19 protein-coding genes and 1 pseudogene are annotated in these 25,486 nt (G+C 73.8%); 8 read left to right on the top strand and 12 right to left on the bottom strand.

The genetic code is table 11. The annotated features are described in order from the left end of the window. Positions 1-209 precede the first annotated feature (209 nt). A complete protein-coding gene (locus ACF089_RS15265; protein WP_392026233.1) occupies positions 210-683 on the bottom strand; it encodes a pyridoxamine 5'-phosphate oxidase family protein in 474 nt (157 codons plus the stop codon). Between the two features lie 109 nt (positions 684-792). On the opposite strand from ACF089_RS15265, the gene ACF089_RS15260 reads away from it, so the two are divergent. Further along, complete coding sequence (locus tag ACF089_RS15260; RefSeq protein WP_392026232.1) at positions 793-2,436, top strand: MFS transporter; 1,644 nt, start codon at positions 793-795, stop codon at positions 2,434-2,436. A 184-nt stretch (positions 2,437-2,620) separates the two neighbouring features. On the opposite strand, the gene ACF089_RS15255 is transcribed toward ACF089_RS15260, so the two are convergent. The 3 genes from ACF089_RS15255 to ACF089_RS15245 form a co-directional block, all read right to left on the bottom strand. Further along, on the bottom strand, positions 2,621-4,081 hold the full coding sequence (locus tag ACF089_RS15255; protein WP_392026230.1) for a glutamate synthase subunit beta: 1,461 nt from the start codon (positions 4,079-4,081) through the stop codon (positions 2,621-2,623). Further along, entirely contained in the window at positions 4,074-8,708 is a 4,635-nt protein-coding gene (gltB, locus tag ACF089_RS15250) for a glutamate synthase large subunit (protein ID WP_392026228.1), read from the bottom strand. The genes ACF089_RS15255 and gltB overlap by 8 nt, the downstream gene beginning before the upstream one ends. A 699-nt stretch (positions 8,709-9,407) precedes the next feature. Continuing rightward, positions 9,408-10,136, bottom strand: coding sequence for a VIT1/CCC1 transporter family protein (locus ACF089_RS15245; RefSeq protein ID WP_392026226.1), 729 nt, complete (start codon positions 10,134-10,136; stop codon positions 9,408-9,410). A 206-nt stretch (positions 10,137-10,342) separates the two neighbouring features. Here ACF089_RS15245 and ACF089_RS15240 point away from each other — a divergent pair, with 206 nt between their 5' ends. From ACF089_RS15240 to ACF089_RS15210, 7 genes are read left to right on the top strand one after another with little or no spacing between them, the layout of a single operon-like run. Then, positions 10,343-11,440, top strand: a complete 1,098-nt coding sequence (locus tag ACF089_RS15240) for an ADP-ribosylglycohydrolase family protein (protein WP_392026225.1) — start codon at positions 10,343-10,345, stop codon at positions 11,438-11,440. Continuing rightward, positions 11,437-12,783 (top strand): ADP-ribosylglycohydrolase family protein, encoded by a 1,347-nt coding sequence (locus ACF089_RS15235; protein WP_392026223.1) that lies wholly within the window; start codon positions 11,437-11,439, stop codon positions 12,781-12,783. Before ACF089_RS15240 ends, ACF089_RS15235 begins: the two co-directional genes overlap by 4 nt. Continuing rightward, positions 12,746-13,927: an ADP-ribosylglycohydrolase family protein gene (locus tag ACF089_RS15230; protein ID WP_392026221.1), complete on the top strand. Its 1,182-nt coding sequence runs from the start codon at positions 12,746-12,748 to the stop codon at positions 13,925-13,927. Before ACF089_RS15235 ends, ACF089_RS15230 begins: the two co-directional genes overlap by 38 nt. Beyond that, a complete protein-coding gene (locus ACF089_RS15225) occupies positions 13,924-15,663 on the top strand; it encodes an ADP-ribosylglycohydrolase family protein (RefSeq protein ID WP_392026220.1) in 1,740 nt (579 codons plus the stop codon). Before ACF089_RS15230 ends, ACF089_RS15225 begins: the two co-directional genes overlap by 4 nt. Then, a complete protein-coding gene (gene rbsK, locus ACF089_RS15220; RefSeq protein ID WP_392026218.1) occupies positions 15,660-16,547 on the top strand; it encodes a ribokinase in 888 nt (295 codons plus the stop codon). Before ACF089_RS15225 ends, rbsK begins: the two co-directional genes overlap by 4 nt. Beyond that, on the top strand, positions 16,544-17,752 hold the full coding sequence (locus tag ACF089_RS15215; RefSeq protein WP_392026216.1) for a CaiB/BaiF CoA transferase family protein: 1,209 nt from the start codon (positions 16,544-16,546) through the stop codon (positions 17,750-17,752). Before rbsK ends, ACF089_RS15215 begins: the two co-directional genes overlap by 4 nt. Then, positions 17,749-18,555, top strand: coding sequence for an HpcH/HpaI aldolase/citrate lyase family protein (locus tag ACF089_RS15210; RefSeq protein ID WP_392026214.1), 807 nt, complete (start codon positions 17,749-17,751; stop codon positions 18,553-18,555). Before ACF089_RS15215 ends, ACF089_RS15210 begins: the two co-directional genes overlap by 4 nt. 96 nt (positions 18,556-18,651) lie before the next feature. Here ACF089_RS15210 and ACF089_RS15205 read toward each other — a convergent pair whose 3' ends face one another. The 8 genes and pseudogenes from ACF089_RS15205 to ACF089_RS15170 all read right to left on the bottom strand — a co-directional run bounded on the left by ACF089_RS15205 (position 18,652) and on the right by ACF089_RS15170 (position 25,486). Then, positions 18,652-19,128 (bottom strand): GNAT family N-acetyltransferase, encoded by a 477-nt coding sequence (locus ACF089_RS15205; protein ID WP_392026212.1) that lies wholly within the window; start codon positions 19,126-19,128, stop codon positions 18,652-18,654. A 343-nt stretch (positions 19,129-19,471) separates the two neighbouring features. Next, positions 19,472-20,333 (bottom strand): annotated as a pseudogene (gene lgt / locus ACF089_RS15200) (prolipoprotein diacylglyceryl transferase); the annotation flags it as partial. A 123-nt stretch (positions 20,334-20,456) separates the two neighbouring features. Further along, on the bottom strand, positions 20,457-21,404 hold the full coding sequence (locus ACF089_RS15195; protein ID WP_392026210.1) for a DsbA family protein: 948 nt from the start codon (positions 21,402-21,404) through the stop codon (positions 20,457-20,459). Positions 21,405-21,490: 86 nt separating this feature from the next. After that, a complete protein-coding gene (gene trpA / locus ACF089_RS15190; RefSeq protein WP_392026208.1) occupies positions 21,491-22,315 on the bottom strand; it encodes a tryptophan synthase subunit alpha in 825 nt (274 codons plus the stop codon). Then, positions 22,312-23,550: a tryptophan synthase subunit beta gene (gene trpB, locus ACF089_RS15185; protein ID WP_392026207.1), complete on the bottom strand. Its 1,239-nt coding sequence runs from the start codon at positions 23,548-23,550 to the stop codon at positions 22,312-22,314. The genes trpA and trpB overlap by 4 nt, the downstream gene beginning before the upstream one ends. Positions 23,551-23,900: 350 nt before the next feature. Next, positions 23,901-24,095, bottom strand: coding sequence for a tryptophan biosynthesis modulator TrpM (gene trpM, locus ACF089_RS15180; protein ID WP_392026206.1), 195 nt, complete (start codon positions 24,093-24,095; stop codon positions 23,901-23,903). A gap of 7 nt (positions 24,096-24,102) precedes the next feature. After that, entirely contained in the window at positions 24,103-24,912 is an 810-nt protein-coding gene (gene trpC / locus ACF089_RS15175; protein ID WP_392026205.1) for an indole-3-glycerol phosphate synthase TrpC, read from the bottom strand. Between the two features lie 136 nt (positions 24,913-25,048). Continuing rightward, on the bottom strand, positions 25,049-25,486 hold the full coding sequence (locus tag ACF089_RS15170; protein ID WP_392026463.1) for a DUF2752 domain-containing protein: 438 nt from the start codon (positions 25,484-25,486) through the stop codon (positions 25,049-25,051).

Genomic DNA, 25,486 nt, shown 5'->3' with positions numbered 1-25,486 from the left:
CTCACCCACCCACCTCGGGGCCCAGGTCCGTCCTCAAACGCCGGACGGGCTGGGTTTGTCCTCCCGGACCGCCGGCATACGGGGCGCGGGCTCCACATCTCAGCCCGGTCGGCGATCGAGGCGCGAGGCCCGGGGCGGAGCCCCACGACACACCTGAGCGCGATCCGCTCGGGCCCGGGCGGTGTGAGGGGTGGGCGGGTGGTGGGGGATCAGTCGCGGGTGCGGGTCTGTGCGGGGGCGCCGGGGCGCCAGGATTGGATCAGGAGGTGGTCGCCCCGCACGGAGGTGCGGACGACTTCGGTGAGGGTGACGCGGAAGAGGTGGAAGGGCGGGGGCTGGCCGATGGCGTCGCCGAAGCGGGCGATCTCGGCGGCGTCCAGAACCTCCGCCGCACGGCCGGCGATCTTCACATCGCCGCCGTCCATGGAGTCGTCGGCCCCGGGGTTGGCGTGGACGGCGAGGCGCGGGTCGCGGCGGAGGTCGAGGGCCTTGACCGAGCCGGGCATCATCCCGAGCCACAGCTCGCCGTCGCGGAAGATCACCTCAAGGCCGGTGACCCGGGGCGAGCCGTCCTTGCGGAGGGTGGCGAGCACATGGTGCCGGTGTCGTTCGAAGCGGGCCCGGACGGTGGCGGCGAGTTCGGGCTCGGCCGCCAGGAAGTCGGCCCACGAGGTCGTTGTCATACCCCAAGCCAATCACCCCATCCAGACACCCGCTGTCCGGATTGACCTCCGCGAGCGAGTACGGGGAGAGGGTTGACCTCAACTTAAGTTGAGGCGTGAGGGTGTGGCCATGAACCCACCACGCCCGTCCCGCTCCGTCCTCGGTCTGCTGACCGTCCTCCTCGGCTACTTCGTCCTGCCCATGGCGATGACGGGAACCTCCGTCGCCCTGCCCGAGATCGGCCGGGATCTCGACGCCTCGGGAGCCTCGCTCCAGTGGGTGGTCACCGGCTATGTGCTGGCGGCCTCGTCGGTGATGCTGGTCGCGGGCTCGCTGGGCGATCTGTTCGGGCGGCGCAAGGTGTACGCGATCGGGATCGCGCTCTACGCGGCGGGGACCCTGGCCGCCGCGGCCGGGCAGAGCATCCTCGTACTGGACGTCGCGAGGACCGTCGCGGGCGTCGGCGCGGCGGCGGTGATGGCGGGCGGGGTGGCGATCCTCGCGGGGATGTACGACGAGACGGCGCGGCCGAGGGTGTTCGCGACGGTGGGGACGACGGCGGGCGTGGGCATAGCGCTGGGGCCGACGCTGTCGGGCGCGCTGGTCGGAGCCTTCGGCTGGCGGTCCTCGTTTCTGCTCTTCGGCGCCGCCGGAGTGCTGATCCTGCTGCTCACCCGGCTGATTCCGGAGTCGCGGGCGGCCGAGCGGCCGACGGTGGACCGCCCCGGGGTGGTCACCTTCATCGCCGGTCTGGCCCTGCTGATGTTCGCCCTGACCCAGGGCTCCCGGGCCGGCTGGGTCAGTCTCGCGGTACTGGGCCCGCTGGGTGCGGGGGCCGCGCTGCTCGCGGTCTTCGTCGCCGTGGAGCGGCGCGCGGCGAACCCGGTGCTGGATCTGTCGCTGATCCGCGACCGGAGGTTCTCCGGCTGGCTGGTCGCCGCGATGGCCGTCACGCTGGGCTCGACCGGGGTGCTGGTCTTCCTGCCGACGTATCTCCAGGGCACGGGCGGTCTCACGGCGGCCGGGGCCGGGACGCTGATGCTGCTGATGACCGTGCCGGTCTTCGCGCTGCCGTCCTTCAGCGGTCTGCTGGTCGCCCGGGGGCTGCCCCCGCGACGGCTCGCGACGGCGGCGCTGCTGCTGTCGGCGGCGGGCAATCTCTGGCTGGCGCTGGTGCTGGCCCCGGACGCCGGCGCCGCCGCGCTCGCCCCGCCGCTGCTGCTGATCGGGGCGGGCAACGGGCTGGGGCTCGGGCAGTTCGACGCCCAGGCGCTCGGCTCGGTCTCCGCCGAGCGGATGGGCATGGCGTCCGGGCTGCTCTCCACGGGCCGCAGCGTCGTGGGCACGCTGGTGCTGGCGGGCTTCGGCGCGGCGCTGATGACGTTGGTGGAGTCCGGCCTCGGCGACCGGGCGGCGGCGGACCGGGTGGTGACGGGCCGGGGCGCGGAGATCGCGGGCGAGTTCACCGGGGCCTGGCAGACGCTGGTGGGCGCGATCGCGGCGGCCCTGGTCCTCGCCGCGGTGCTGGTGCGGTGGATGCTGCGCCCCGGCACCGCCCCGGCCGCCCCGGCCGCCCCGGGGCCCGGGGAGCCCGCGCCGGCCGAGCGGCGGACCTCGAAGGACCGGACCTCGAAGGACCGGGTCTCGGAGGAACGGGTCTCGGAGGAACGGGTCTCGGAGGAACGGGTCGCGAAGGATCAGGCCCCCGAGCAGCGAGCCTCGAAGGAGCGGGCCCCCGAGCACCGGACCTCGGCGGAGGCCCCGGCCGGCTGACAGCCCCGACGGCCCCGACGACCCCGACGACCGGGCGGCCCGGACGGCCGGCGGCCGGACCGCGAGAGCCGCGGTCCGGCCGGGGACGCGCAACAGCGCCCGCCCATGTCCGGTCGGGGACGGGGCAGGCGCCGTTGTCAGTTCCGCACGCCGTTGTACGGGACGATGGTGGGCCCTTCGGACGTCAGACGGTGAGCGCCCGGTCCGTGGGGCGGACCGGTGCGGGCAGATCGCTCGCGCCGGTCAGATAGCGGTCCACGCCGCGGGCGGCCGAGCGGCCCTCGGCGATGGCCCAGACGATCAGGGACTGGCCCCGGCCCGCGTCCCCGGCGACGTACACGCCGTCGACGTTGGTCGCGTACTCCTTGTCCCGGGCGATGTTGCCGCGCTCGTCCAGCTCCAGGCCGAACTGCTCGACCAGGCCGTTGGCCCGGTCGGTGCCGGTGAAGCCCATCGCGAGGGTGACCAGCTGCGCCGGGATGCTGCGCTCGGTGCCCGGCTTCTGGGTGAGCTTCCCGTCGACGAACTCGACCTCGACCAGGTGCAGGGCCTGCACCCGGCCCTCGTCGTCGCCCTCGAAGTGGGTGGTGGAGACGGAGTAGACCCGCTCGCCGCCCTCCTCGTGGGCCGAGGTGACCTTGTAGAGCATGGGGAAGGTCGGCCAGGGCTGGCCGGCGGCGCGCTCGTCGCCCGGCCGGGGCATGATCTCCAGCTGGGTGACGGAGGCCGCGCCCTGGCGGTGGGCGGTGCCCACGCAGTCCGCGCCGGTGTCGCCGCCGCCGATGACGACGACGTGCTTGCCCTCGGCGGTGATCGGCGGGGCGATGAAGTCGCCCTCCTGCACCTTGTTGGCGAGCGGCAGATACTCCATCGCGAAGTGGATGCCGCTCAGCTCACGGCCCGGTACGGGCAGATCGCGGGAGACGGTCGCGCCGGCCGCGACGACCACCGCGTCGTAACGGCGGCGCAGCTTGGCCGCGTCGATGTCGCGGCCGATCTCCACCTCGGTGCGGAACTTGGTGCCCTCCGCGCGCATCTGCTCGATGCGGCGGTTGATGTGGACCTTCTCCATCTTGAACTCGGGGATGCCGTAGCGCAGCAGTCCGCCGATGCGGTCGGCGCGCTCGTACACCGCGACCGTGTGGCCGGCCCGGGTCAGCTGCTGGGCGGCGGCGAGGCCGGCGGGGCCGGAGCCGATGACGGCGACGGTCTTGCCGGAGAGCCGCTCCGGGGGCTGCGGGGTGACGTCGCCGGAGTCCCAGGCCTTGTCGATGATGGAGACTTCGACGTTCTTGATGGTGACGGCGGGCTGGTTGATGCCCAGCACACAGGCCGACTCGCAGGGCGCGGGGCAGAGCCGCCCGGTGAACTCGGGGAAGTTGTTGGTGGCGTGCAGCCGCTCGGAGGCGGCCGCCCAGTCCTCGCGGTAGGCGTAGTCGTTCCACTCGGGGATCAGATTCCCGAGCGGGCAGCCGTTGTGGCAGAACGGGATGCCGCAGTCCATGCACCGGCCGGCCTGCTTGCTGATGATCGGCAGCAGGGAGCCGGGAACGTAGACCTCGTTCCAGTCCTTGAGACGCTCGCCCACCGGGCGGGTGCACGCGGTCTCGCGCCCGGTGGTCAGGAAGCCCTTGGGGTCAGCCATTGATCGCCGCCTCCATCATCTTCTCGGTGGTCTCCTGCTCGGAGAGACCGGCCAGCTCAGCGGCGTCCTTGGCGGCGAGCACTGCCTTGTACGTGGTCGGGATGATCTTGCTGAAGCGCTCGGCGGCGGCGGGCCAGTCGGCGAGCAGCGTCCGGGCGACGGTGGAGCCCGTCTCCTCCTGGTGGCGGCGCACGACATCGTGCAGCCACTGCCTGTCGGAGTCGGTGAGGGTCTCGACCGCGCCCAGGTTGCCGGAGTTGACGTTGTCCCGGTCGAGGTCGATGACGTACGCGACGCCGCCCGACATCCCGGCCGCGAAGTTGCGTCCGGTCTCGCCGAGGACCACCGCGTAACCGCCGGTCATGTACTCGCAGCCGTGGTCGCCCACACCCTCGGAGACCACGGTGGCGCCGGAGTTGCGGACGCAGAACCGTTCGCCGGTGCGGCCGCGCAGGAAGAGTTCGCCGCCGGTGGCTCCGTACCCGATGGTGTTGCCCGCGATGGTGGAGTACTCGGCGAGGTGGTCGGCGCTCCGGTCGGGGCGGACGATCACCCGGCCGCCGGAGAGGCCCTTGCCGACGTAGTCGTTGGCGTCGCCCTCCAGGCGGAGGGTGACTCCGCGCGGGAGGAAGGCGCCGAAGGACTGGCCGGCCGAGCCGGTGAAGGTGATGTCGATGGTGTCGTCGGGCAGTCCCGCGCCGCCGAACCTGCGGGTCACCTCGTGGCCCAGCATGGTGCCGACGGTCCGGTTGATGTTCCGGATCGGGACCTGGGCGCGGACCGGCTGGGCGCTCTCGGCGGAGTCGGCGCTCAGCGCGTCGACGGCCAGCTTGATCAGCTGGTTGTCGAGCGCCTTGGCCAGTCCGTGGTCCTGCTCGATCAGGGCGTAGCGCACCGCGCCCTCGGGCAGCTCGGGTACGTGGAAGAGCGGGGCGAGGTCCAGGCCCTGGGCCTTGAAGTGGTCGACCGCGCGCTCGGTGTCGAGGAGTTCGGCGTGGCCGACGGCCTCCTCGATGGTGCGGAAGCCCAGCTCGGCGAGGAGTTCGCGGACCTCTTCGGCGATGAAGCGGAAGTAGTTGACGACGTACTCGGCCTTGCCGGAGAAGCGGTCGCGGAGCACCGGGTTCTGGGTGGCGATGCCGACCGGGCAGGTGTCGAGGTGGCAGACGCGCATCATGACGCAGCCGGAGACGACCAGCGGCGCGGTGGCGAAGCCGAACTCCTCGGCGCCCAGCAGGGCGGCGATGACGACGTCCCGGCCGGTCTTGAGCTGGCCGTCGGTCTGGACGACGATCCGGTCGCGCAATCCGTTGAGCAGCAGGGTCTGCTGGGTCTCGGCGAGGCCCAGCTCCCAGGGGCCGCCCGCGTGCTTGAGGCTGGTGAGCGGGGAGGCTCCCGTACCGCCGTCGTGTCCGGAGATCAGCACCACGTCGGCGTGGGCCTTGGAGACGCCGGCGGCGACGGTGCCGACGCCGACCTCGGAGACCAGCTTGACGTGGATCCGGGCCCGCGGGTTGGCGTTCTTGAGGTCGTGGATCAGCTGGGCGAGATCCTCGATGGAGTAGATGTCGTGGTGCGGCGGCGGGGATATGAGCCCGACGCCGGGGGTGGAGTGCCGGGTCTTGGCGACCCACGGGTAGACCTTGTGGCCGGGCAGCTGGCCGCCCTCGCCGGGCTTGGCGCCCTGGGCCATCTTGATCTGGATGTCGTCGGCGTTGACCAGGTACTCGCTGGTGACGCCGAAGCGGCCGGAGGCGACCTGCTTGATGCTGGAGCGGCGGGCGGGGTCGTAGAGCCGCTCCGGGTCCTCGCCGCCCTCGCCGGTGTTGGACTTGCCGCCCAGCTCGTTCATCGCGATGGCGAGGGTCTCGTGGGCCTCGCGGGAGATGGATCCGTACGACATCGCGCCGGTCGAGAACCGCTTGACGATCTCGGAGACCGGCTCGACCTCGTCGATCGGGATCGCTTCCCGGCCGGACTTGAAGCCGAAGAGCCCGCGCAGGGTCATCAGCCGCTCGGACTGCTCGTTCACCCGGTCCGTGTACTGCTTGAAGATGTCGTAGCGGCGGTTGCGGGTGGAGTGCTGGAGGCGGAAGACCGTCTCCGGGTCGAACAGGTGCGGCTCGCCCTCGCGGCGCCACTGGTACTCGCCGCCGATCTCCAGCGCGCGGTGGGCCGGGGCGATGCCGGAGACGGGGTACGCCTTGGCGTGGCGGGCGGCGACCTCGTCGGCGACGACGGAGAGGCCCGCGCCGCCGATCTTGCTGGCGGTGCCGTTGAAGTACCGCTCCACGAAGGCCCCGTCCAGGCCGATGGCCTCGAAGACCTGCGCGCCCCGGTAGGAGGCGACGGTGGAGATGCCCATCTTGGACATGACCTTCAGCACGCCCTTGCCCAGGGCGTAGATCAGATTGCGGATGGCCCGCTCGGGCTCGATGCCGTCGATGAAGGTGCCGGCCCGGACCAGGTCCTCGACGGACTCCATGGCCAGGTACGGGTTGACGGCGGCGGCGCCGTAGCCGATCAGCAGCGCCACATGGTGGACCTCGCGCACATCGCCGGCCTCGACCAGCAGGCCCACCTGGGTGCGCTGCTTGGTGCGGATGAGGTGGTGGTGGACGGCGGAGGTGAGCAGCAGGGAGGGGATCGGCGCGTGCTCGGCGTCGGAGTGCCGGTCGGAGAGGACGATCAGCCGGATGCCCTCGGCGATGGCCGCGTCGGCCTCGGCGCAGATGGCGTCGATCCGGGCGGCGAGCGCGTCGCCGCCGCCGCCGACCCGGTAGAGGCCGGAGAGGGTGGCGGCCTTCATCCCGGGCATGTCGCCGTCGGCGTTGATGTGGACGAGCTTGGCCAGCTCGTCGTTGTCGATGACCGGGAAGGGGAGGGTGACGCTGCGACAGGAGGCTGCGTTGGGCTCCAGCAGATTGCCGGCCGGGCCGAGCGTGGAGAGCAGGGAGGTGACCAGTTCCTCGCGGATGGCGTCCAGCGGGGGGTTGGTGACCTGGGCGAAGAGCTGGGTGAAGTAGTCGAAGAGCAGCCGGGGCCGCTGGGAGATGGCCGCGATCGGGGAGTCGGTTCCCATGGAGCCGAGGGGCTCGCCACCGGTCCTCGCCATCGGCGCGAGGATGATGCGGAGCTCCTCCTCCGTGTAACCGAAGGTCTGCTGGCGGCGGGTGACCGAGGCGTGGGTGTGCACGATGTGCTCCCGCTCGGGCAGGTCCTCCAGCTCGATGGTCCCGGCGTCGAGCCACTCCTCGTAGGGGTGCTCGGCGGCCAGACCGGCCTTGATCTCGTCGTCCTCGATGATGCGGTGCTCGGCGGTGTCCACGAGGAACATCCGGCCGGGCTGGAGGCGGCCCTTGCGGACGACCTTGGCGGGGTCGATGTCGAGGACGCCGACCTCGGAGGAGAGCACGACGAGGCCGTCGTCGGTGACCCAGTAGCGGCCGGGGCGCAGACCGTTGCGGTCCAGGACCGCGCCGACCTGGACGCCGTCGGTGAAGGTGACGCAGGCGGGGCCGTCCCAGGGCTCCATCATCGTGGAGTGGTACTGGTAGAAGGCGCGCCGGGCGGGGTCCATGGAGTCGTGGTTCTCCCACGCCTCGGGGACCATCATCAGCACGGCGTGGGGCAGCGAGCGGCCGCCGAGGTGGAGCAGCTCCAGGACCTCGTCGAAGGAGGCGGAGTCGGAGGCGTCCGGGGTGCAGACCGGGAAGATCCGGTCCAGCTCGGCGCTGCCGAAGAGGCCGGAGGCGAGCTGGGACTCGCGGGCGCGCATCCAGTTGCGGTTGCCCTTGACCGTGTTGATCTCGCCGTTGTGGGCGACGAAGCGGTACGGGTGGGCCAGCGGCCAGCTCGGGAAGGTGTTGGTGGAGAACCGCGAGTGGACGAGGGCCACGGCGGAGGCGAGCCGGCGGTCGGAGAGGTCCGGGAAGAACGGCTCCAGCTGGCCGGTGGTGAGCATGCCCTTGTAGACGATGGTGCGGGCGGAGAGCGACGGGAAGTAGACGCCCGCCTCGCGCTCGGAGCGCTTGCGCAGGACGAAGGCCTTGCGGTCGAGCGCGATGCCGGTGGCCCGGGCGGCGGTGCCGGTGGCGGTGGTGCTGCCGGTGCCGGTGTCGCCCGTGGTGCCGGTGTCGCCTTCGGTCTCGGCACCGTCGGCGACGAAGATCTGGCGGAAAACAGGCATGGTCGCGCGGGCGCCGTTGCCGAGGAGGTCCGGGGTGACGGGGACCTCGCGCCAGCCGAGGACGGTGAGCCCTTCCTCGGCGGCGATCGTCTCGATGCGCGAGACGGCGTCCGCGGTGCCGGCCTCGGGGAGGAAGGCGATGCCGACCGCGTAGGCGCCGGCCTCGGGCAGCTCGAAGGGGCTGACCTCGCGCAGGAACGCGTCGGGCACCTGGAACAGGATTCCGGCGCCGTCCCCCGAGTCGGGCTCCGAACCGGTGGCACCCCGGTGTTCGAGGTTCCGCAGTACTGTCAGCGCCTGTTCCACCAGCTCATGGCTGGCAACACCGGTCAGGGTGGCCACAAACCCGACGCCGCAGGCGTCGTGTTCGTTACGGGGGTCGTACATCCCCTGAGGAGCGGGGCGACCGTCCATGGGCGACCAGGCGTCGGAACGCATCGGCTCTCCCGTCGTCGTCGTGGCATGTTCAGTACCGAGGGACGACGTTGGCCCTCCGCGAAATTTCGTGCAGGTTACATGATGGAGAGGTTCTCGGAAAGCGGATAGCTCATTCCAGCATGCGGACACCGCGCTCAGCGGTACAGGTGGGTCGCAATCGGACAGATCGGTATCCGCAGGACCTTCGCAAAGCAGGCTTCATTGCCCGCGGCGCCCTCGGCTCATGCCCGGTGATGAAGGATGTGAAACCGACGAGTTACGGCTACTTTTGCGGTGCCTTGCATAGTGTCTCACCCCAGAGGCGACGGGGCCGCCCCAGGGGCGGGGGCTTCGGCTCCGCGCTCCGCATAACGCGCGGGGCACGGGAGGGGAATCCCTTCCTCCGGAGTGGCGAGGGGCGGGGTTCGGGGCTTTACCCGGCCCGGGCCCGCCCAAAACCCGGGACGGCTCGCCCCGGCCGGTCCTCGCCCCGAGGGGGCGGGGCTCACGGCTCGCGCGCACTGGGCCGAGGAGGTCGCGCCCCGGGGGCGGGGGGCGGTGCGCCGGGGGGCGGCCGGGGCTCGGGCAGGGGGCGGCCGGGGCGCGGGCAGGGCCCGGGCAGAGGGCGGCCGGCGCGGGCAGGGCCCCGCCCGGGCCCTTCGCAGGGCCCTGCACGACCACGGGCCCACAGGGTCCGTACGGGCCCCGCGGGCCCACAGGTCAGAGGGCCGCGCCGAAGGCCATGCCCAGGCCGTAGGTCACCGCCGCCGCCGCACCGCCCAGCAGCAGCTGGCGCGCACCGCTGTACCACCAGCCGCGCGCCGTCACCCGGGCCACCAGCGCGCCGCAGCCGAAGAGCCCCGCCAGCGCCAGCAGCACCGCGGGCCACAGCGTCGTCGCGCCGAGCAGATACGGCAGCACCGGCAGGAGCGCGCCCGCAGCGAAGGAGGCGAAGGAGGAGACGGCGGCCACGGTCGGCGAGGGCAGATCGTCCGGATCGATGCCCAGCTCCTCCCGGGCGTGGATCTCCAGCGCCTGCTCCGGATCCCTGGAGAGCTGCATCGCCACCTCGCGGGCGAGCGCGGGCTCCACCCCGCGCGCCGCGTACAGCGCCGCCAGCTCCTCCATCTCGTCGACCGGGTGCTTGCGCAACTCGCGCCGCTCGACCTCCAGTTCCGCCTGGATCAGCTCCCGCTGGGAGGCGACGGAGGTGTACTCCCCCGCCGCCATCGAGAACGCGCCCGCCGCCAGACCCGCGAGACCCGTGATCACCATGGTCTGCTGGGAGGCCGCGCCGCCCGCCACACCCGTCATCAGCGCGAGGTTGGAGACCAGTCCGTCCATCGCCCCGAAGACCGCGGGACGCAGCCAGCCGCCGTTGACGTCACGGTGGGTGTGGTTGTCGCGGTGCGCCTCGTGCAGTGGCGCCTCGGTCTCGATGATGGACACAGCTCTCCCCTTCCCCAGATGCGGAACTGATCGTTCCGCACCGTTCGAACATCATCGAAAGTACGCACGAAGTAAGGGGCGCGCCAGCAAGCCAGGCCATACTTACCTCGCGTCGAGGGGGTGACAGAAAGGTTTCTTCGACTCGCGGACGACGACCCGGGGCACAGATTCAGCAACCAGGCTCGCGCGCGAAAGGGGCCCGTCCCATGGAGTTGGCCGCAGTCAGTCCGCCCGATCCGCCCGGGCCCGGCCCCGCCCTCCCGACGACCGGCCCCGCGCCGGACCCCGCCCCGACCGCCGCCCCCGCCCCGCCCTCCGCGCGGGAGCGCGCGTACGGAGCACTGCTGGGCCTGGCGGTGGGCGACGCGCTCGGCGCCCCCGCGGAGAATCTGCGGCCGTCCGAGATCCGCCGCCGGTGGGGGCGGATCGAGGGCTTCGTGAACGACGACCCGGCGGGCACGGACGACACCGAGTACGCGATCTTCTCCGGGCTGCTGCTCGCCCGCCACGGCTCGGCGCTGACCGTCGCCCATGTGGAGACGGCCTGGCACCACTGGATCGCCGATCTGGACGAGGGGCCGTTCCGGGGCGCCGGGTTCAGCGAGCGCGGCACCCTGGAGAATCTGCGGCGCGGACTCGCCGCCCCCATCTCGGCCCAGCACCGGCACGCCTGGAGCGACGGTCTGGCGATGCGCGCGGCCCCGTTCGGCGTGTTCGCGGCCGGGCGGCCCCTGGAGGCGGCCCGGCTGGTGGCGATCGACGGGACGGTCAGCCACGACGGCGAGGGCATCTACGGCGGACAGGCGGTCGCCGCCGGGGTGGCCGCCGCGATGGCGGGCGCGGGCCCGGCCGGGGTGATCGGCGCGGCGCTCTCGGTGATCCCGATGGACTCGTGGACGGCCCGCTCGCTGCGTCGGGGGGTGGTGACCGCGCAGCGCGACTACGCCGACACGCTCACCATGGAGCGGGCGGTCCGCTCCTCGGTGGTGATCGGCGGCTACCCCTGGACGGATCTGGCCCCGGAGGCGGTGGGCCTGGCCTTCGGCGCGTTCACCGCCGCCCGCGGCGACTTCCGTACGTCGGTGCTCACCGCGGTCAACATGGGCCGCGACGCCGACACCACGGCGGCGGTCGCCGGAGCGCTGGCGGGCGCGGTGTCCGGGGTACGGGCCATTCCGCCGGAGTGGTCGTCGGCGATCGGCCCGGTGCGCGGGAGCTGCCTCCCCTCCATGAGCGGTCATCACATCCTGGACGTCGCCGATCTGCTGACGCCCGACGAGGACCAGCCCCGGGCGGCGTCATGACCAGCACCGCCACCGACCCGGCCGTCCCGGAGCCCCCGGAGCCCCCGGATTCCGCGGCTCCCCCGAGCGCGTCGGACGCCCCCGGCCCGTCCGACGCGAGCGGAAGCGGAAGCGAGGCCGCCGGGGCGGCCGGCCGGCCCGGGCGGGAGCGCCTCGTGTTCCGCCGCGCCCGGCGGACGGGAAGCGGACGGGCACGGCCCGTCGAGGGGCTGCTGCTGGGCCTCGCGGCGGGGGACGCCGCCGGGTGGCCCGCCGCGCGGCACCGGGCGGCGCGGATGCCGGAGTGGACCCGCAGACTCACCCGGGAACTCGACACCTTCGCGGAGCAGAACGCCACCACCACCCTCCCCGTCCCCATCGCCCTCAACCAGCCCCCCGAGCCGCTGCGGCTCGGCCCCTCCGACGACGCCGAGTGGGCCGCCTTCACCGCCGAGACCGTCCTCGCCGCCGGGCGGCTCTTCGCCGGGCTCACCCCCGGCCGCCGGATGCGCGCCGCCGTCGACCTCGCCTGGAACTCCCTGGCGGGCGAGGTCGCCGCGGCCGCGGCCCGGGCCCCCGAGGTGGAGTCCGCCGTACTCCCGCTCCGCGCCCGGATCTCCGTACGCGCCGGACTGGGCAATCTCGCCACCGGGCTGCGCCCGCCCGCCACCGGTCATGACAACCCGCACTACTTCGACGACGCGGCCTGTGTCCGGGCCGCCGTCCTCGCCGTCGTCCACGCGGGCGATCCGGCGTCGGCGGCCGCGCTCGCCGAGTTCGACGCGCGCTACACCCAGGACGGCGACGGGGTGCACGGCGCGCGGGCCATGGCGGCGGCCGTCGCCGCGGCCCTCGGCGGCGCGGCCGTCGACGACGCCGTGGACGCCGCCCTCGCCCAGCTGCCCGAGGCCACGGAGATCGGGCGCAACGCCCGGCACGCGGTGGGGCTCGCCCGGGACGCCGACGCCGCGTTCGATCTCGTACCCCTGCTGGAGCATCAGATCGTGGACCACGTCTACAGCTACGGGATCGCGGCGGCCGAGACCGTGCCGGTCGCGCTCGCCATCGCCACGGCCGCCCGGGGCCGGGTGGCGGAGGCGGTGCCCACCGCGGCCTGTCTCTCCCGGGTCGCGGACTCGGCCCCGGCGCTCGCCGGGGCGCTGACCGGCGCGCTCGGCGGCGGGGACGCGATCCCGGCCGGCTGGCGGGACGCCTGCCGCACCCTGGCGGGGTGCGCGCTGCCCCGGCTCGCCGGGACGGATCTGGTGGAACTCGCCGGGATGCTCGCAGACACGGAACTGAGCGCCCCGGGTGGACAATTCCGACATGACCCAGACATCTCCCGCACATCCGGCACTCGATGACCGGATCGCCGGCAGTCTGATCGGCGCGGCCGTCGGCGACGCGCTCGGCGGTCCGGTGGAGGGCTATACGCCCGAGCAGATCGCCGAACGCCACGGCGGCCCGGTCCGCGGCGTCGTCGGCCCCTGGCACGGCGACGACTGGCGCACCGCCCGCCCGATCGCCCCGTACCACAAGGGCGACGGGCACGTCACCGACGACACCCTGATGACCCATGCCCTGATCAGGGTGTACGTCAGGGTCCGCGACCATCTCGACGCCCATGACATCGCGGACCACCTGGTGCCGGACCTGATCTCCACCCCCCGCTGGATCCCGGAGCTGGAGGCCGAGGCGCTCCCGCTCCAGCGGATCTTCCTCGCCGAGAAGTGGCTGGTGGCACGGCTCCACTACGGCCACCACGATCCACGCGAGGCCGGCTCCGGGAACATCGTGAACTGCGGCGCGGCGATGTACATGGCCCCGGTGGGACTGGTCAACGCGGCCAATCCGGAGGCCGCCTACGCCGAGGCGCTGGACATCGCGGGCGCCCATCAGTCCTCGTACGGGCGCGAGGCGGCGGGGGTGCTGGCGGCGGCGGTCGCGGCGGCGTGTCTGCCGGGGGCGACGCCCTCCTCGGTCGTCGACACCGTCCTCGGCCTGGCGAAGGACGGCACCCGGGCGGCGATCGAGGCGGTGGCGCTGGAGGCGGCGCGGCACACGGACCCCGAGGCGGCGATCGGCGCGCTGCGCACGGCGGTCGCTCCCTTCGACACGGTCGGGCCGGACTACCGCGCCCCCTCGCTGGCGGCCCGCCGGCCCTCCCGGGTGCACTCCGTGGAGGAGCTGCCCATCGCCCTGGGCATGCTGCTGGCCGGCGACGGCGACTACCGGCGGACCGTGCTGGGCGCGGTGAACTACGGCCGGGACTGCGACTCCATCGCCACGATGGCCGGGGCGGTCGCCGGGGCGCTGCGGGGGGAGGAGGCGGTGCCCCGGGAGTGGGCGAAGCGGGTCTCCGGGGCGAGCCGTCTCGATCTGCGCGCCCCGGCGGTGGAGCTGGCCTCGGTGGCCCGGGAGGTGTTCGCCCGCGACGGGGAGCGGCGGCGCGCCCACGAGGCCGCGTTCGCCGGGCTGACGGCGGACGACGAGGACGACGCCCGGTGACCGGGGCGCTGCGGCTGACCTGGGTGCAGCCGGAGGACCTCGTCGGGCACGAGCTGCGGCAGGCTGCGGAGGACGGCCGGGACGCGGCGGGGATCGCCGCCGTGTGGCGGGCGGCGGGCGGCCCGTGCGCGCCCCCGGCGGCGGGCGCCTCCCCGGCGCCCGCCGCGCCCGCCCTGCGGGCCCTGGCCGACCGGCTTCTGGACGAACTCGCCGCTCTGCCGGCCCCGCTGGCCGCGCTGGAGCCCACCGATCTCCCCGCCATCCGCGCCGCCTGCCCGGACTGGCCCGCCCCGCCCGCCCGCCCGGCGCACCGCGCCCCGGACCCGGCCATCACTCGGGAGCCGGCCCCGCCCGCCGCTCAGGAGCCGGACCCGGCGATCGCTCAGGAGCCGGCGGTGAGCACGAGAGCGGCGCTCGCCTCCTCCGTCACGCCCGCCTCACCCGTCACGCCGACCGCGCCCGCCTCCGGGACGGACCACCGCACCGCCTCCCGACCCCCGGCCCCGGCCCCGGCGCCCACCCCCGCTCCAGCTCCAGCTCCAGCTCAGCCACCCCCTCCCCCGAACCGGTCGAGCGCCCACGCCGTCGTGGTGTCACACCTCGTGGTGCCACCCCCCGTGGTGTCGGCGGCCGGGGTCCCGGCAGCGGACCGGGCCGGGATCTCCCCGGCCGGGGCGGGGCTCACCGTCGAGGCGCTGCACGCCGCGTGGCTCGGGCGGGCGGCGGGCTGTCTGCTGGGCAAACCGGTGGAGAAGCTTCCGCTGCACGGCATCCGCGCGCTCGCCCGAGCCACCGGGAACTGGCCGCTGCGCACCTGGTTCACCGCCGAGGGGCTCCCCGCCGAACTGGCCCGCGCGCACCCCTGGAACCGGCGCTCCGCGCCCACCTCGCTCGCCGAGAACATCGACGGCATGCCGGAGGACGACGACCTCGACTACCCCCTGCTCAACCTCCTTCTGCTCCAGCGGTACGGACGCGGCTTCCGCACCGCCGACGTGGCGCGGCTGTGGCTGGACGAACTCCCGGCCGGACGCGCCTTCACCGCCGAACGCGTCGCCTACCGCAATCTCCTCTCCGGGATCGAACCCCCGCTCACCGCGCTCCGCCGCAACCCCTTCCGGGAGTGGATCGGGGCGGCCATCCGCGCCGACGTCCACGGCTGGACCTGCCCCGGCGACCCGGGCGCGGCCGCCGAGCAGGCCCATCGGGACGCCACGCTCACCCACACCGCGAACGGTGTGCACAGCGCGATGTTCGTCGCGGCCGCCATCGCCTCGGCGGCCGGCGGCGGCGTCGATGTGCACGGCGCGCTCGCCGCCGGGCTCGCCGTGGTGCCCCCGCGCTCCCGGCTCGCCCGGGCCGTCCGCCTCGGCATCGAGGAGGCCCGCGCCGAGGACCGGTTCGACGCCGTCGTGGACCGGCTCCACTCCGTCTACGGCGACTGCCACTGGGTCCACGCCGTCCCCAACGCCGCCCTGCTCGCCGCCGCGCTGACCCACGCCGACGGCGATTTCACCGGCTCCATCTGCCGTGCGGTCTCCGGGGGCTGGGACACCGACTCCAACGGGGCCACCGCCGGATCGCTCGCGGGCCTGCTCGCCGGCCGGCCCGACGCCCTCCCCCGGCGCTGGACCGAACCGCTGCGCAATCGGCTCGCCACCTCCGTCGGCGGATTCGACGGCATCGGCTTCGACGCGCTCGCCCGGCTCACCCATCAGGAGGCACTCCGCCCATGACCGCCGTCGTGGTGCTCGGCAGCACCAATATGGACCTCGTGACCCGGGTGGCCGCCGCGCCGGGGCGCGGCGAGACCGTCACCGGACGGGAGTTCCGCACCGTGCCCGGCGGCAAGGGGGCCAACCAGGCCCTCGCCGCCTCCCGCGCCGGCGGGGACGTCTCGATGATCGGCGCGGTCGGCTCGGACGACTTCGGCGCGCTGCTGCGGCAGACCCTGGTCGCCTCGGGCGTCGACACCGATCTGCTGCGGACCGCGCGGGGGCCCTCGGGCACCGCGCACATCGTCGTGGACGACGACGGGGGCAACGCGATCGTCGTCGTCCCCGGCGCGAACGGGACCGTCACCTGTCTCGCCCCCGGGGACGAGGCCCTCATCGCCACCGCCGCCACCCTCCTGCTCCAACTGGAACTCCCCCTCTCCGCCGCGCTCGACGGCGCGCTCGCCGCCCGCCGCCACGGGGTGCGGACCGTGCTCACCCCCGCGCCCGTCCAGCCGCTCCCTGCCGAACTGCTCGCCGCCGTGGACCTGCTCGCGCCCAATGAGCACGAGGCCTCCGCCCTGACCGGCTTCGCCGACCCGCGCGCGGCCGCCGAGGCGCTGCTCCGCCGGGTCCCGGAGGTGGTGATCACCCTGGGCCGGGCGGGCTGTCTGTACGCGGCCCGGGGCGCCGAACCGCTCACCGTCCCCGCGCCCGAGGTCACCGCCGTGGACACCACGGGGGCCGGCGACACCTTCGTCGGGGCCCTGGCCGTCGCCCTCGGCGAGGGGAAGCCCGTCGAACGGGCCCTGCGCTGGGCCACCGCGGCCGCCGCCCTGTGCGTCCAGCGCCCGGGCGCGTCCACCTCCATGCCGTACCGCCAGGAGATCGACACCGCCTCATGACACAGACCGCCCCCACCGCTCCCGCGCCCCTTCGGGGGCTGCGCGTCCTGGATCTGGCGACCCTCTTCGCGGGGCCGCTCGCCGCCACCATGCTCGGCGACTTCGGCGCCGAGGTCATCAAGGTCGAACACCCCCGCCGTCCCGATCCGTCCCGGGGGCACGGGCCCGCCAAGAACGGCGTCGGCCTCTGGTGGAAACTGCTCGGCCGCAACAAACGGACCATCACCCTCGATCTCTCCTCCCCCGGCGGCCGGGACACCCTGCTGCGGCTGGCCGCCACCTCCGATGTGATCATCGAGAACTTCCGTCCGGGCACTCTGGAGAAGTGGGGGCTGGGCTGGGAGGAGCTGAGCGCCGTCGCCCCCCGGCTGGTGCTGACCCGGGTCACCGGCTTCGGGCAGTTCGGCCCCTACTCCCACCGTCCCGGCTTCGGCACCCTCGCCGAGGCCATGAGCGGCTTCGCCGCCATGACCGGCGAGCCCGACGCCCCGCCGACCCTCCCTCCCTTCGGACTCGCCGACTCGATCGCCGCCCTCGCCACCTCCTACGCCGTGCTCACCGCCCTCACCGCCCGCACCGCCACCGGGCGCGGCCAGGTGGTGGACCTGGCGATCATCGAACCGATCCTCACCGTGCTCGGCCCCCAGCCGCTCTGGTACGACCAGCTCGGCCATGTCCAGGAACGCACCGGCAACCGCACCCGCAACAACGCGCCGCGCAACACCTACCGCACCGCCGACGGACACTGGGTCGCCGTCTCCACCTCGGCCCTGTCGATCGCCGAACGCGTGATGCACCTGGTCGGCCGGCCCGAGCTGACCGAGGAGCCCTGGTTCGCCACCGGGACCGGGCGGGCGGAGCACACCGAGGAGCTGGACGCGGCGGTCGGCGGCTGGATCGCCCGCCGCACCCGGGCGGACGCGGTGGCGGCCTTCGAGAAGGCCGAGGCGGCGATCGCCCCCGTCTACGACATCCGCGATGTGATGGACGATCCGCAGTACCAGGCGCTGGACACCGTCACCGAGGTGCCCGATCCCGAACTCGGGCCCCTCCGTATGCAGAACGTCCTCTTCCGGCTCTCCGAGACCCCAGGAGCGATCCGCTGGGCCGGGCGGCCGCACGGGGCCGACACCGACGAGGTCCTCGGCGAACTCGGCCTGACCGGGGACGACATCGCCGGTCTGCGGGCCCGGGGGGCGGTGTGACCACCCCCCTCACCTATCTCTACGCCCCCGGCGACCGGCCGGAGGTGGTGCGCAAGGCGATCGCCTCCCGCGCCGATGTGGTGATCGTCGATCTGGAGGACGCGGTCTCCCCCGACCGCAGGAAATACGCCCTCGCCGCGACGGCGGAACTCCTCACGGCCCATCAGCCACTGCCCGTCCATGTCCGCATCAACTCCCCCGAGGACATCGAGACGCTGACCGGACTTCCCGGCCTCGGCGCCTTCCGTGTTCCCAAGGTCGCACACGCCACTGACATTCGCCGGATCGCGGAACTGGCCCCCGGCGTTCCGCTCCATCCGCTGCTGGAGTCCGCGCTCGCGATCGAGCACGCGTACGCCATCGCCACCGCGCACCCCGCCGTCCGCGGCGTCTCGATCGGCGAGGCCGACCTCCGCGCCGACCTGGGCGTACGGGACGGCTCCTCGCTGGACTGGCCGCGGATGCGGATCGTCGTCGCCGCCCGCGCGGCCGGTCTCCCCCCGCCGCCGCAGTCCGTGTTCCCCGACATCCGGGACCTGGACGCCCTCTACGCGTCCTGCGCCCACGGCCGTGCGCAGGGCTTCCTGGGCCGGGCCGCCATCCATCCCCGGCAGCTCCCGGTCATCGAGCGGGCCTTCCGGCCCACGCCGGGGGAGATCGAGGCGGCGGAGCAGATCGTCGGGGCGGCCTCGGCGGGCGAGGGCGCCCTCGCTCTGCCGGACGGCCGTTTCGTGGACGCGGCGATCGTGGCGGCCGCACGGCGCACCCTCGCCCTCGCCCACCGGGAGGACCCCTCCCCCTAGACCACCGGCCGCACCCGCCGCACCAACCGCACCAACCGCACCGACCGCACCGACCGCACCCACGACACCGGCCGCGCCGGCCCGGCGGGGGCGCGCTCAGGACCGGGGCGCGCCCACCCCGTCCCCCAGCCGCCGCTCGAAACACCGGGAGCCGCTCACCCCGGCGTACGCGCCGAAGTTCGGGATCCGCTCGTACCCGGAGCGGGTGTAGAAGCGGACGGCGTCGGGCTGGGCGTCCCCGGTCTCCAGCCGCAGGGCGGTCCAGCCCTGTCCGGCGGCCCACTCCTCAAGCTCGCGCAGAATCCGCGACGCCATGCCCGAGCCGCGCCGGGGCGGGGCGACGTACATGCGCTTGACCTCGCCGGTCCGCTCCCCCAGCCGGCGGAGTCCGGCGCACCCGGCGGCCGCGCCGTCCTCGTCGTACGCCACGAGGAACACCGCCATGTCCGCCGCCGACGGGGCCGGCCCGGGCTCGCTGTCCGTGGTGCCGTATCTCTCCGCGATCTCGGCCCGCTGCCGGGCGCGCAGCGCGACCGCGTCCGGATGTGCCCAGTCCACCTGTTCGATCTTCATATCGCCGGATTCTGCCGAAGGTCTGTTTCCGACGGGTAAATCCGGCCGATACGGAAGGGTCCGCAGGGAGAGGCGGCAGGGGGAACGGCGAGAGGCCGCCGGGAGCACCCTCTGAGGGTGCTCCCGGCGGCCTCGTCGTCAGTCGAGTGCCCCGCGCTCCGGCGCGGTCAGCCCTTCTCGGCCGAGGCCGACGCCGACCCGGAACCCGATCCGGACGACCCAGATCCGGACTCGGACCCGGACCCGGAAGACCCGGACCCGGCCGAACCCGACCCGGAAGAGCCCGACCCGGAAGAGCCCGAGCCCGACCCTGAGCCCTTGGCCGAACCGCCCTCCGCCTCGGCGTCCGCGTCCGCGCCGCCCTCGGCGCCGGCGCCGGTGCCGACACCGGCCCGCTCGGGTTCCACGATCTCCTCGCGGCCCGGCCGCAGCCGCGCCGAGACGACGATGTAGACCACGGCGAGGACGAAGACCACGATCGAGGTCCACACATTGAGCCGCAGGCCCAGGATCTCGTGCGCCTCGTCGACCCGCATGTACTCGATCCAGCCGCGGCCCGCGCAGTATCCGGCGACGTACAGGGCGAAGGCCCGGCCGTGGCCCAGCCGGAAGCGGCGGTCGGCCCAGATGACCAGCAGCGCGACGCCCACACACCACAGCGACTCGTACAGGAAGGTGGGGTGGTAGAGCCCCGCCTCCCGGTTCGGTCCCTCGCTGATCTTCAGCGCCCAGGGCAGGTCGGTCGGCTTTCCGTACAGCTCCTGGTTGAACCAGTTGCCCCAGCGGCCGATCGCCTGGGCGAAGGCGATGGCCGGGGCGAGGGCGTCCGCCCAGGCCGGGAGCGGGATGCCGCGACGGCGGCAGCCGATCCAGGCGCCGACCGCGCCGAAGGAGATCGCGCCCCAGATGCCGAGCCCGCCCTCCCAGATCTTGAAGGCGTCGACCCAGTTCTCACCGTCGCTGAAGTAGAGCTGATAGTCGGTGATCACGTGGTAGAGGCGGCCGCCGACGAGGCCGAAGGGCACCGCCCAGACGGCGATGTCGGCCACCGTGCCGGGCTTGCCGCCACGGGCGATCCACCGCTTGTTGCCGTACCAGACGGCTACGAAGACGCCGACGATGATGCAGAGCGCATAGCCGCGCAGCGGAAGCGGTCCAAGATGGATCGCGCCGCTCGACGGGCTGGGAATGTAGGCAAGTTCCATGGCAGGACCGACGCTACCCTGCCGCACGGCGGACCCGGCAACCCGCCCGGGCAACGTATGGATAACGGGGCCGCGCGGCGGGGGCCCGGCGGCGGACCGCCGGACCCGTGCGGCCCGGCCCGGTCAGGGAGCCGTGGCGGCCGCCGGGGTCGCCGACGGGGTGGGCGCGGACGGCGTCGCGGCCGCTCCCGGCGGCGGTGCGGAGGCGGCCGGATCCGAGGCGGGGGGCGCGGAGGCGGGCGGGGTGGAGGCGGGCGGGGCCGGCGTCCGGGTCCCCGGCTTCTTGCCCTTGTTCGCCTCGGCGACCCACTTCTCCAGATTGGCCACCGAGATCTGCAGACCGGCCTTGTCCGGGAAGATCGACTCCCCGTTCAGCAGCACGGTCGGCGTGCCCCGGAAGCCGCCCTTGGCGAAGGCCGCGTTCGACTTCGCGACCCAGGAGTCGTGCGCGCCGTCCTGCACACAGGCGCGGAACGCGGGCGTGTCCAGCCCGTCGACCTTCCCCGCCAGCTCGATCAGCCTGCTGTTCTTCCCGAAGGCGTCGTCGGACTCCTGCGGCTGGTTCTGGAAGAGCACGTCGTGGTACTCGGGGAACTTGCCCGCGTCCTGGGCGCAGGCCGCCGCGTTGGCCGCGCGCAGCGAGCCGGTGCCGCCCATATTGCCGTCGATGATCGTGGCGAGGTTGTACTCGACCTTCAGCTGACCGGACTTCGTCAGCTCGTGGACGGACTCGCGGAAGACGTTCTCGAACTGCGCGCAGACCGGGCAGCGGAAGTCCTCCCACACCGTGAGCGTGGACGGCGCGTCGCTCGCGCCGACGGGGATGGCCAGCTGCTCCTCGCCCTCCACGCCCGAGGGCGCCAGCAGCGGGCCGGAGGAGGAGCCGCCGTCCTTGTCCGATCCGGCGGTCGCCGCGATCACTCCGACGACGGCGGCCAGACCGAGAACGGCCACCACCGCCGCGGAGACGATCAGCGTCCGCCGCCGCTTCTCACGGGCCTTCTCCCGCTCGCGTTCCCTCTGGAGCCGCTCTCGCGCGGTCCCCTGCCGTTCCTGATTGTTGTCGCTCACATCCCGCAAACGAACCGGGGAGGCACGTACGCGCCTCCCCGGTCCCAGATCCACCCGTACGAGCGATCGCGTACGAGCGACGCGTCCTACGCTCCGGTGCGCCCCCGTCGTACGCCCCGGGCCAGCTCGGCGGCCAGCTCCCGTACGGCGACCAGGCCGGCGGGGCCGTCCGGGGCGTCGAGGAGGCGCTGGACGAAGGCGGATCCGACGATCACCCCGTCGGCGAAGCCGGACACCTCGGACGCCTGTTCGGCGTTGGAGACCCCGAGGCCGACGCAGACCGGCAGGTCGGTGGTGGCGCGGGTGCGCTCGACCAGGTCCTGGGCCTGCGCGCCCACCGAGGCGCGGGTACCGGTGACGCCCATCAGCGAGGCCGCGTACACAAAGCCGGAACCGGCCTCGACGATCCGGGCGATCCGGGCGTCCCGGCTGCTCGGCGCGACCACGAAGACGGTGGCCAGCGAGTGCTTCTCAGCATGCTCGCGCCACAGCCCCGCCTCCTCCACCGGCAGGTCGGGCAGGATGCAGCCCGCGCCGCCGGCCTCCGCCAGCTCCGCGGTGAACCGCTCGACGCCGTAGCGGTCGATCGGGTTCCAGTACGTCATCACCAGCACCGGCTTGCCGGAGGCCGCGTGGGCCTCGCGGACGGTGCGCATCACATCGGCGATCTTGACGCCGCCGCGCAGGGCGATGTCGTCGGCGGTCTGGATGACCGGCCCGTCGAGGACCGGATCGCTGTGCGGCAGACCCACCTCCACCACGTCGGCGCCCGCGTCCAGGACGGCCTTGACCGCCTCGATGCCGCCGTCGACGGTCGGGAATCCGGCCGGGAGGTAGGCGATCAGCGCGGAGCGGTTCTCCGCCTTCGCCGCCGCCAGCGTCTCGTTCAGAAGCCGCAGCTGTCCGCTCACTTCGCGTCCTCCCCGTCGTACAGCCCGAAGTAGCGGGCGGCGGTGTCCATGTCCTTGTCGCCCCGGCCGGAGAGGTTGACGACGAGCAGCCCGTCCTCGCCCAGCTCACGGCCGACGTCCAGCGCGCCGGCCAGCGCGTGCGCGGACTCGATGGCCGGAATGATGCCCTCGGTGCGGGAGAGCAGCCGGAGCGCGCCCATCGCCTCCTCGTCGGTGACCGCGCGGTACTCGGCGCGGCCGATGTCCTTGAGGTACGAGTGCTCCGGGCCGATGCCCGGGTAGTCGAGCCCGGCGGAGATCGAGTACGGCTCGGTGATCTGGCCCTCCTCGTCCTGGAGGACGTAGGACCGCGAGCCGTGCAGGATGCCCGGCTCGCCCGCGGTCAGGGTGGCCGCGTGCTCGCCGGTCTCGATGCCGTGGCCGGCCGGCTCGCAGCCGATCAGCCGGACGCCGGCGTCGGGGATGAGCGCGTGGAAGAGCCCGATGGCGTTGGAGCCGCCGCCGACGCAGGCGACGGCCGCGTCCGGGAGGCGTCCGGCGCGCTCCAGGATCTGGCGGCGCGCCTCGACGCCGATCACCCGGTGGAAGTCGCGGACCATGGCCGGGAAGGGGTGGGGTCCGGCGACCGTGCCGAAGAGGTAGTGGGTGCGGTCCACATTGGCGACCCAGTCGCGGAACGCCTCGTTGATGGCGTCCTTGAGGGTCCTGCTGCCGGACTTCACCGGGATGACCTCGGCGCCGAGCATCCGCATCCGGGCGACGTTGAGCGCCTGGCGCTCGGTGTCGATCTCGCCCATGTAGATGGTGCACTCCAGCCCGAAGAGGGCGCAGGCGGTCGCGGTGGCGACGCCGTGCTGGCCCGCACCGGTCTCGGCGATGACGCGGGTCTTGCCCATCCGCCGGGTGAGCAGCGCCTGGCCGAGCACGTTGTTGATCTTGTGGGAGCCGGTGTGGTTGAGGTCTTCCCGCTTGAGGAAGATCCGGGCGCCGCCCGCGTGCTGGGCGAACCGGGGGACCTCGGTGAGCGCGCTCGGCCGGCCGGTGTAGTTGACCAGCAGATCGTTCAGTTCGGCGGCGAAGGCGGGGTCGGCCTTGGCCTTGTCGTACTCGACGGCGACCTCGTCGACCGCGGCGACGAGGGCCTCGGGGATGAACTTGCCCCCGAACGCGCCGAAGTAGCCGGCGGCGGTGGGGACCTGACCGTCAGGGTCCGGAATGAAGAAGTCAGAAGACATCCGACGTACTCCTCGGGCGGGGCCGGTGAGCCCCGTAAGAGTGAAAGGTGCAAAGGACACGGTGTGCGCACGGTGACACGGTGTGCCGACGCCACGCCCGCGGCGGGCCGGTCCGGCTCGCGAGCCGGACCCGGGGCCCGGGCGGGAAGCGGACCGCGGCGCCGGCGGACGGCCGGGCGGCCCGGGGGCGCGTACCGGAGGACCGGTGGTACGCCGGAGCCGGGGCCGATGGGCCGAAGCCGGTACGCCGGAGGCCGGTGCGCCGGGGCGCGGGACCCGCGCGCCGGAGCGGAGGCCTTACGCCGGAGCGCAGGGCCGGTGTGCCGGAGCGGGGCCGGGCTTCGCCGGTGTCAGTGGTGCGCGGCGGCCGCGCGTCGCCATCGCATGCCGTTGACCTGGCCGGGCTCGGAGCCGATCACATAGCGGACCCGGCGGCCGTGCACCCGCCTGGCCGGCGCGCGGCAGCCCCGGGGGCGGCAGCCGCGCGCGAGGCGCGCGTACCCCTCCCCCGGGACGGGTCGCGGACGGCTCTGGGCGGCGGGCACGGAAGGTTCAGCTCCGCCCGTGGCGCAGGGCGGGGTGGGCGCCGGCCGCGACGAGGTCGGCGACGGCGGCCTTGGGGTCACGGCCGGTGACCAGGGACTCGCCGACGAGCACCGCGTCCGCGCCGGCGTTGGCGTAGGCGATGAGGTCGTGCGGACCGCGCACCCCGGACTCGGCGATCTTGACGATGTGCGCCGGGATGTCGTCGGCGACGCGCTCGAAGGTGGAGCGGTCGACCTTGAGGGTCTTCAGATCGCGCGCGTTGACGCCGATGATCTTCGCGCCGGCGGCCACCGCCCGCTCGATCTCGTCCTCGTCGTGCGCCTCGACCAGCGGGGTGAGCCCGATCGACTCGGCGCGCTCGATCAGCGAGACCAGGGCCTCCTGCTCGAGCGCGGCGACGATCAGCAGCACCAGGTCGGCGCCGTAGGCACGGGCCTCCCACAGCTGGTACGCGGTGACGATGAAGTCCTTGCGCAGCACGGGGATGTCCACCCGTGCGCGCACGGCCTCCAGGTCGGCGAGCGAGCCGCCGAAGCGGCGCTCCTCGGTCAGCACGGAGATGACGGCCGCGCCGCCCGCCTCGTAGTCGGCGGCGAGTCCGGCCGGGTCCGCGATCGCGGCGAGCGCGCCCTTGGAGGGGCTGGAGCGCTTCACCTCGCAGATCACCTGGACGCCTTCGCCGCGGAGCGCGGCCACGCCGTCCTTGGCCGCGGGAGCCTGGGACGCGCGCTCCTTGAGCTCGTCGAGGCTGACGCGCGCCTGCCGTTCCGCGAGGTCGGCGCGTACGCCTTCGATGATCTCGTCGAGCACACTCACCCGAGCGGCCCCCTTCCGGAACGATTGATGGTTAAGGATCAGCCATGTCGATGGTATCCGCAGCGGGGCTCCGGCCTCGCATCCGGTTGACGGCCGTCCCACTGGATGGGACTGCGGGCGGCCACCCCTGGGGACGTCAGGGGGCCAGCACGGAGCCGAAGGGGAGGTTCCGGACCACGCTGAACAGCAGGGCCGCCCCGCCGAGCGACCACCACCACACCGGGGAGAGGGAGAGTCCCGACGGTCTGGCCCTGAGGGCGCTCATCAGCCAGATCACCCAGACCACGGCGAAGACCAGATATCCGACGACGGCGATCGCGTTGGCCCCGAGCGCGGCGGGGAGATCCCCGGTGACGAAGGCGTGGGCGCTGCGCAGGCCGCCGCAGCCGGGGCAGTACACGCCGGTGACGCTCAGCAGCGGGCAGACCGGGTAGTGGCCCGGTTCGTTGGGGTCGACCGCGCCGACGTACGCGAAGGCCCCGGCGACCGCGGCCAGCGTGGCCAGGGGCGGGGCGAGACGGCGGGCCATCGGGGCGGGTCGGGGCGGCGGCCCGGGGGCGACGGGGGGAGTCAT

It is taken from the genome of Streptomyces sp. NPDC014894 (genome assembly GCF_043080985.1).
GTDB lineage: Bacteria > Actinomycetota > Actinomycetes > Streptomycetales > Streptomycetaceae > Streptomyces.
Note: the sequence above shows the minus strand (reverse complement) of the source record. Positions and strands in the feature narration are given on the sequence as shown.

What these genes read in the sequence shown, in the direction of transcription:
- rbsK (WP_392026218.1), top strand. Translation starts at nt 15,660, where the DNA reads ATGACCGCCGTCGTGGTGCTCGGCAGCACCAATATGGACCTCGTGACC.
- ACF089_RS15255 (WP_392026230.1), bottom strand. Translation starts at nt 4,081, where the DNA reads ATGGCTGACCCCAAGGGCTTCCTGACCACCGGGCGCGAGACCGCGTGC.
- ACF089_RS15230 (WP_392026221.1), top strand. Translation starts at nt 12,746, where the DNA reads ATGACCCAGACATCTCCCGCACATCCGGCACTCGATGACCGGATCGCC.
- ACF089_RS15205 (WP_392026212.1), bottom strand. Translation starts at nt 19,128, where the DNA reads ATGAAGATCGAACAGGTGGACTGGGCACATCCGGACGCGGTCGCGCTG.
- ACF089_RS15215 (WP_392026216.1), top strand. Translation starts at nt 16,544, where the DNA reads ATGACACAGACCGCCCCCACCGCTCCCGCGCCCCTTCGGGGGCTGCGC.
- ACF089_RS15260 (WP_392026232.1), top strand. Translation starts at nt 793, where the DNA reads ATGAACCCACCACGCCCGTCCCGCTCCGTCCTCGGTCTGCTGACCGTC.
- trpB (WP_392026207.1), bottom strand. Translation starts at nt 23,550, where the DNA reads ATGTCTTCTGACTTCTTCATTCCGGACCCTGACGGTCAGGTCCCCACC.
- gltB (WP_392026228.1), bottom strand. Translation starts at nt 8,708, where the DNA reads ATGCGTTCCGACGCCTGGTCGCCCATGGACGGTCGCCCCGCTCCTCAG.
- ACF089_RS15240 (WP_392026225.1), top strand. Translation starts at nt 10,343, where the DNA reads ATGGAGTTGGCCGCAGTCAGTCCGCCCGATCCGCCCGGGCCCGGCCCC.
- ACF089_RS15265 (WP_392026233.1), bottom strand. Translation starts at nt 683, where the DNA reads ATGACAACGACCTCGTGGGCCGACTTCCTGGCGGCCGAGCCCGAACTC.
- ACF089_RS15235 (WP_392026223.1), top strand. Translation starts at nt 11,437, where the DNA reads ATGACCAGCACCGCCACCGACCCGGCCGTCCCGGAGCCCCCGGAGCCC.
- ACF089_RS15170 (WP_392026463.1), bottom strand. Translation starts at nt 25,486, where the DNA reads ATGACTCCCCCCGTCGCCCCCGGGCCGCCGCCCCGACCCGCCCCGATG.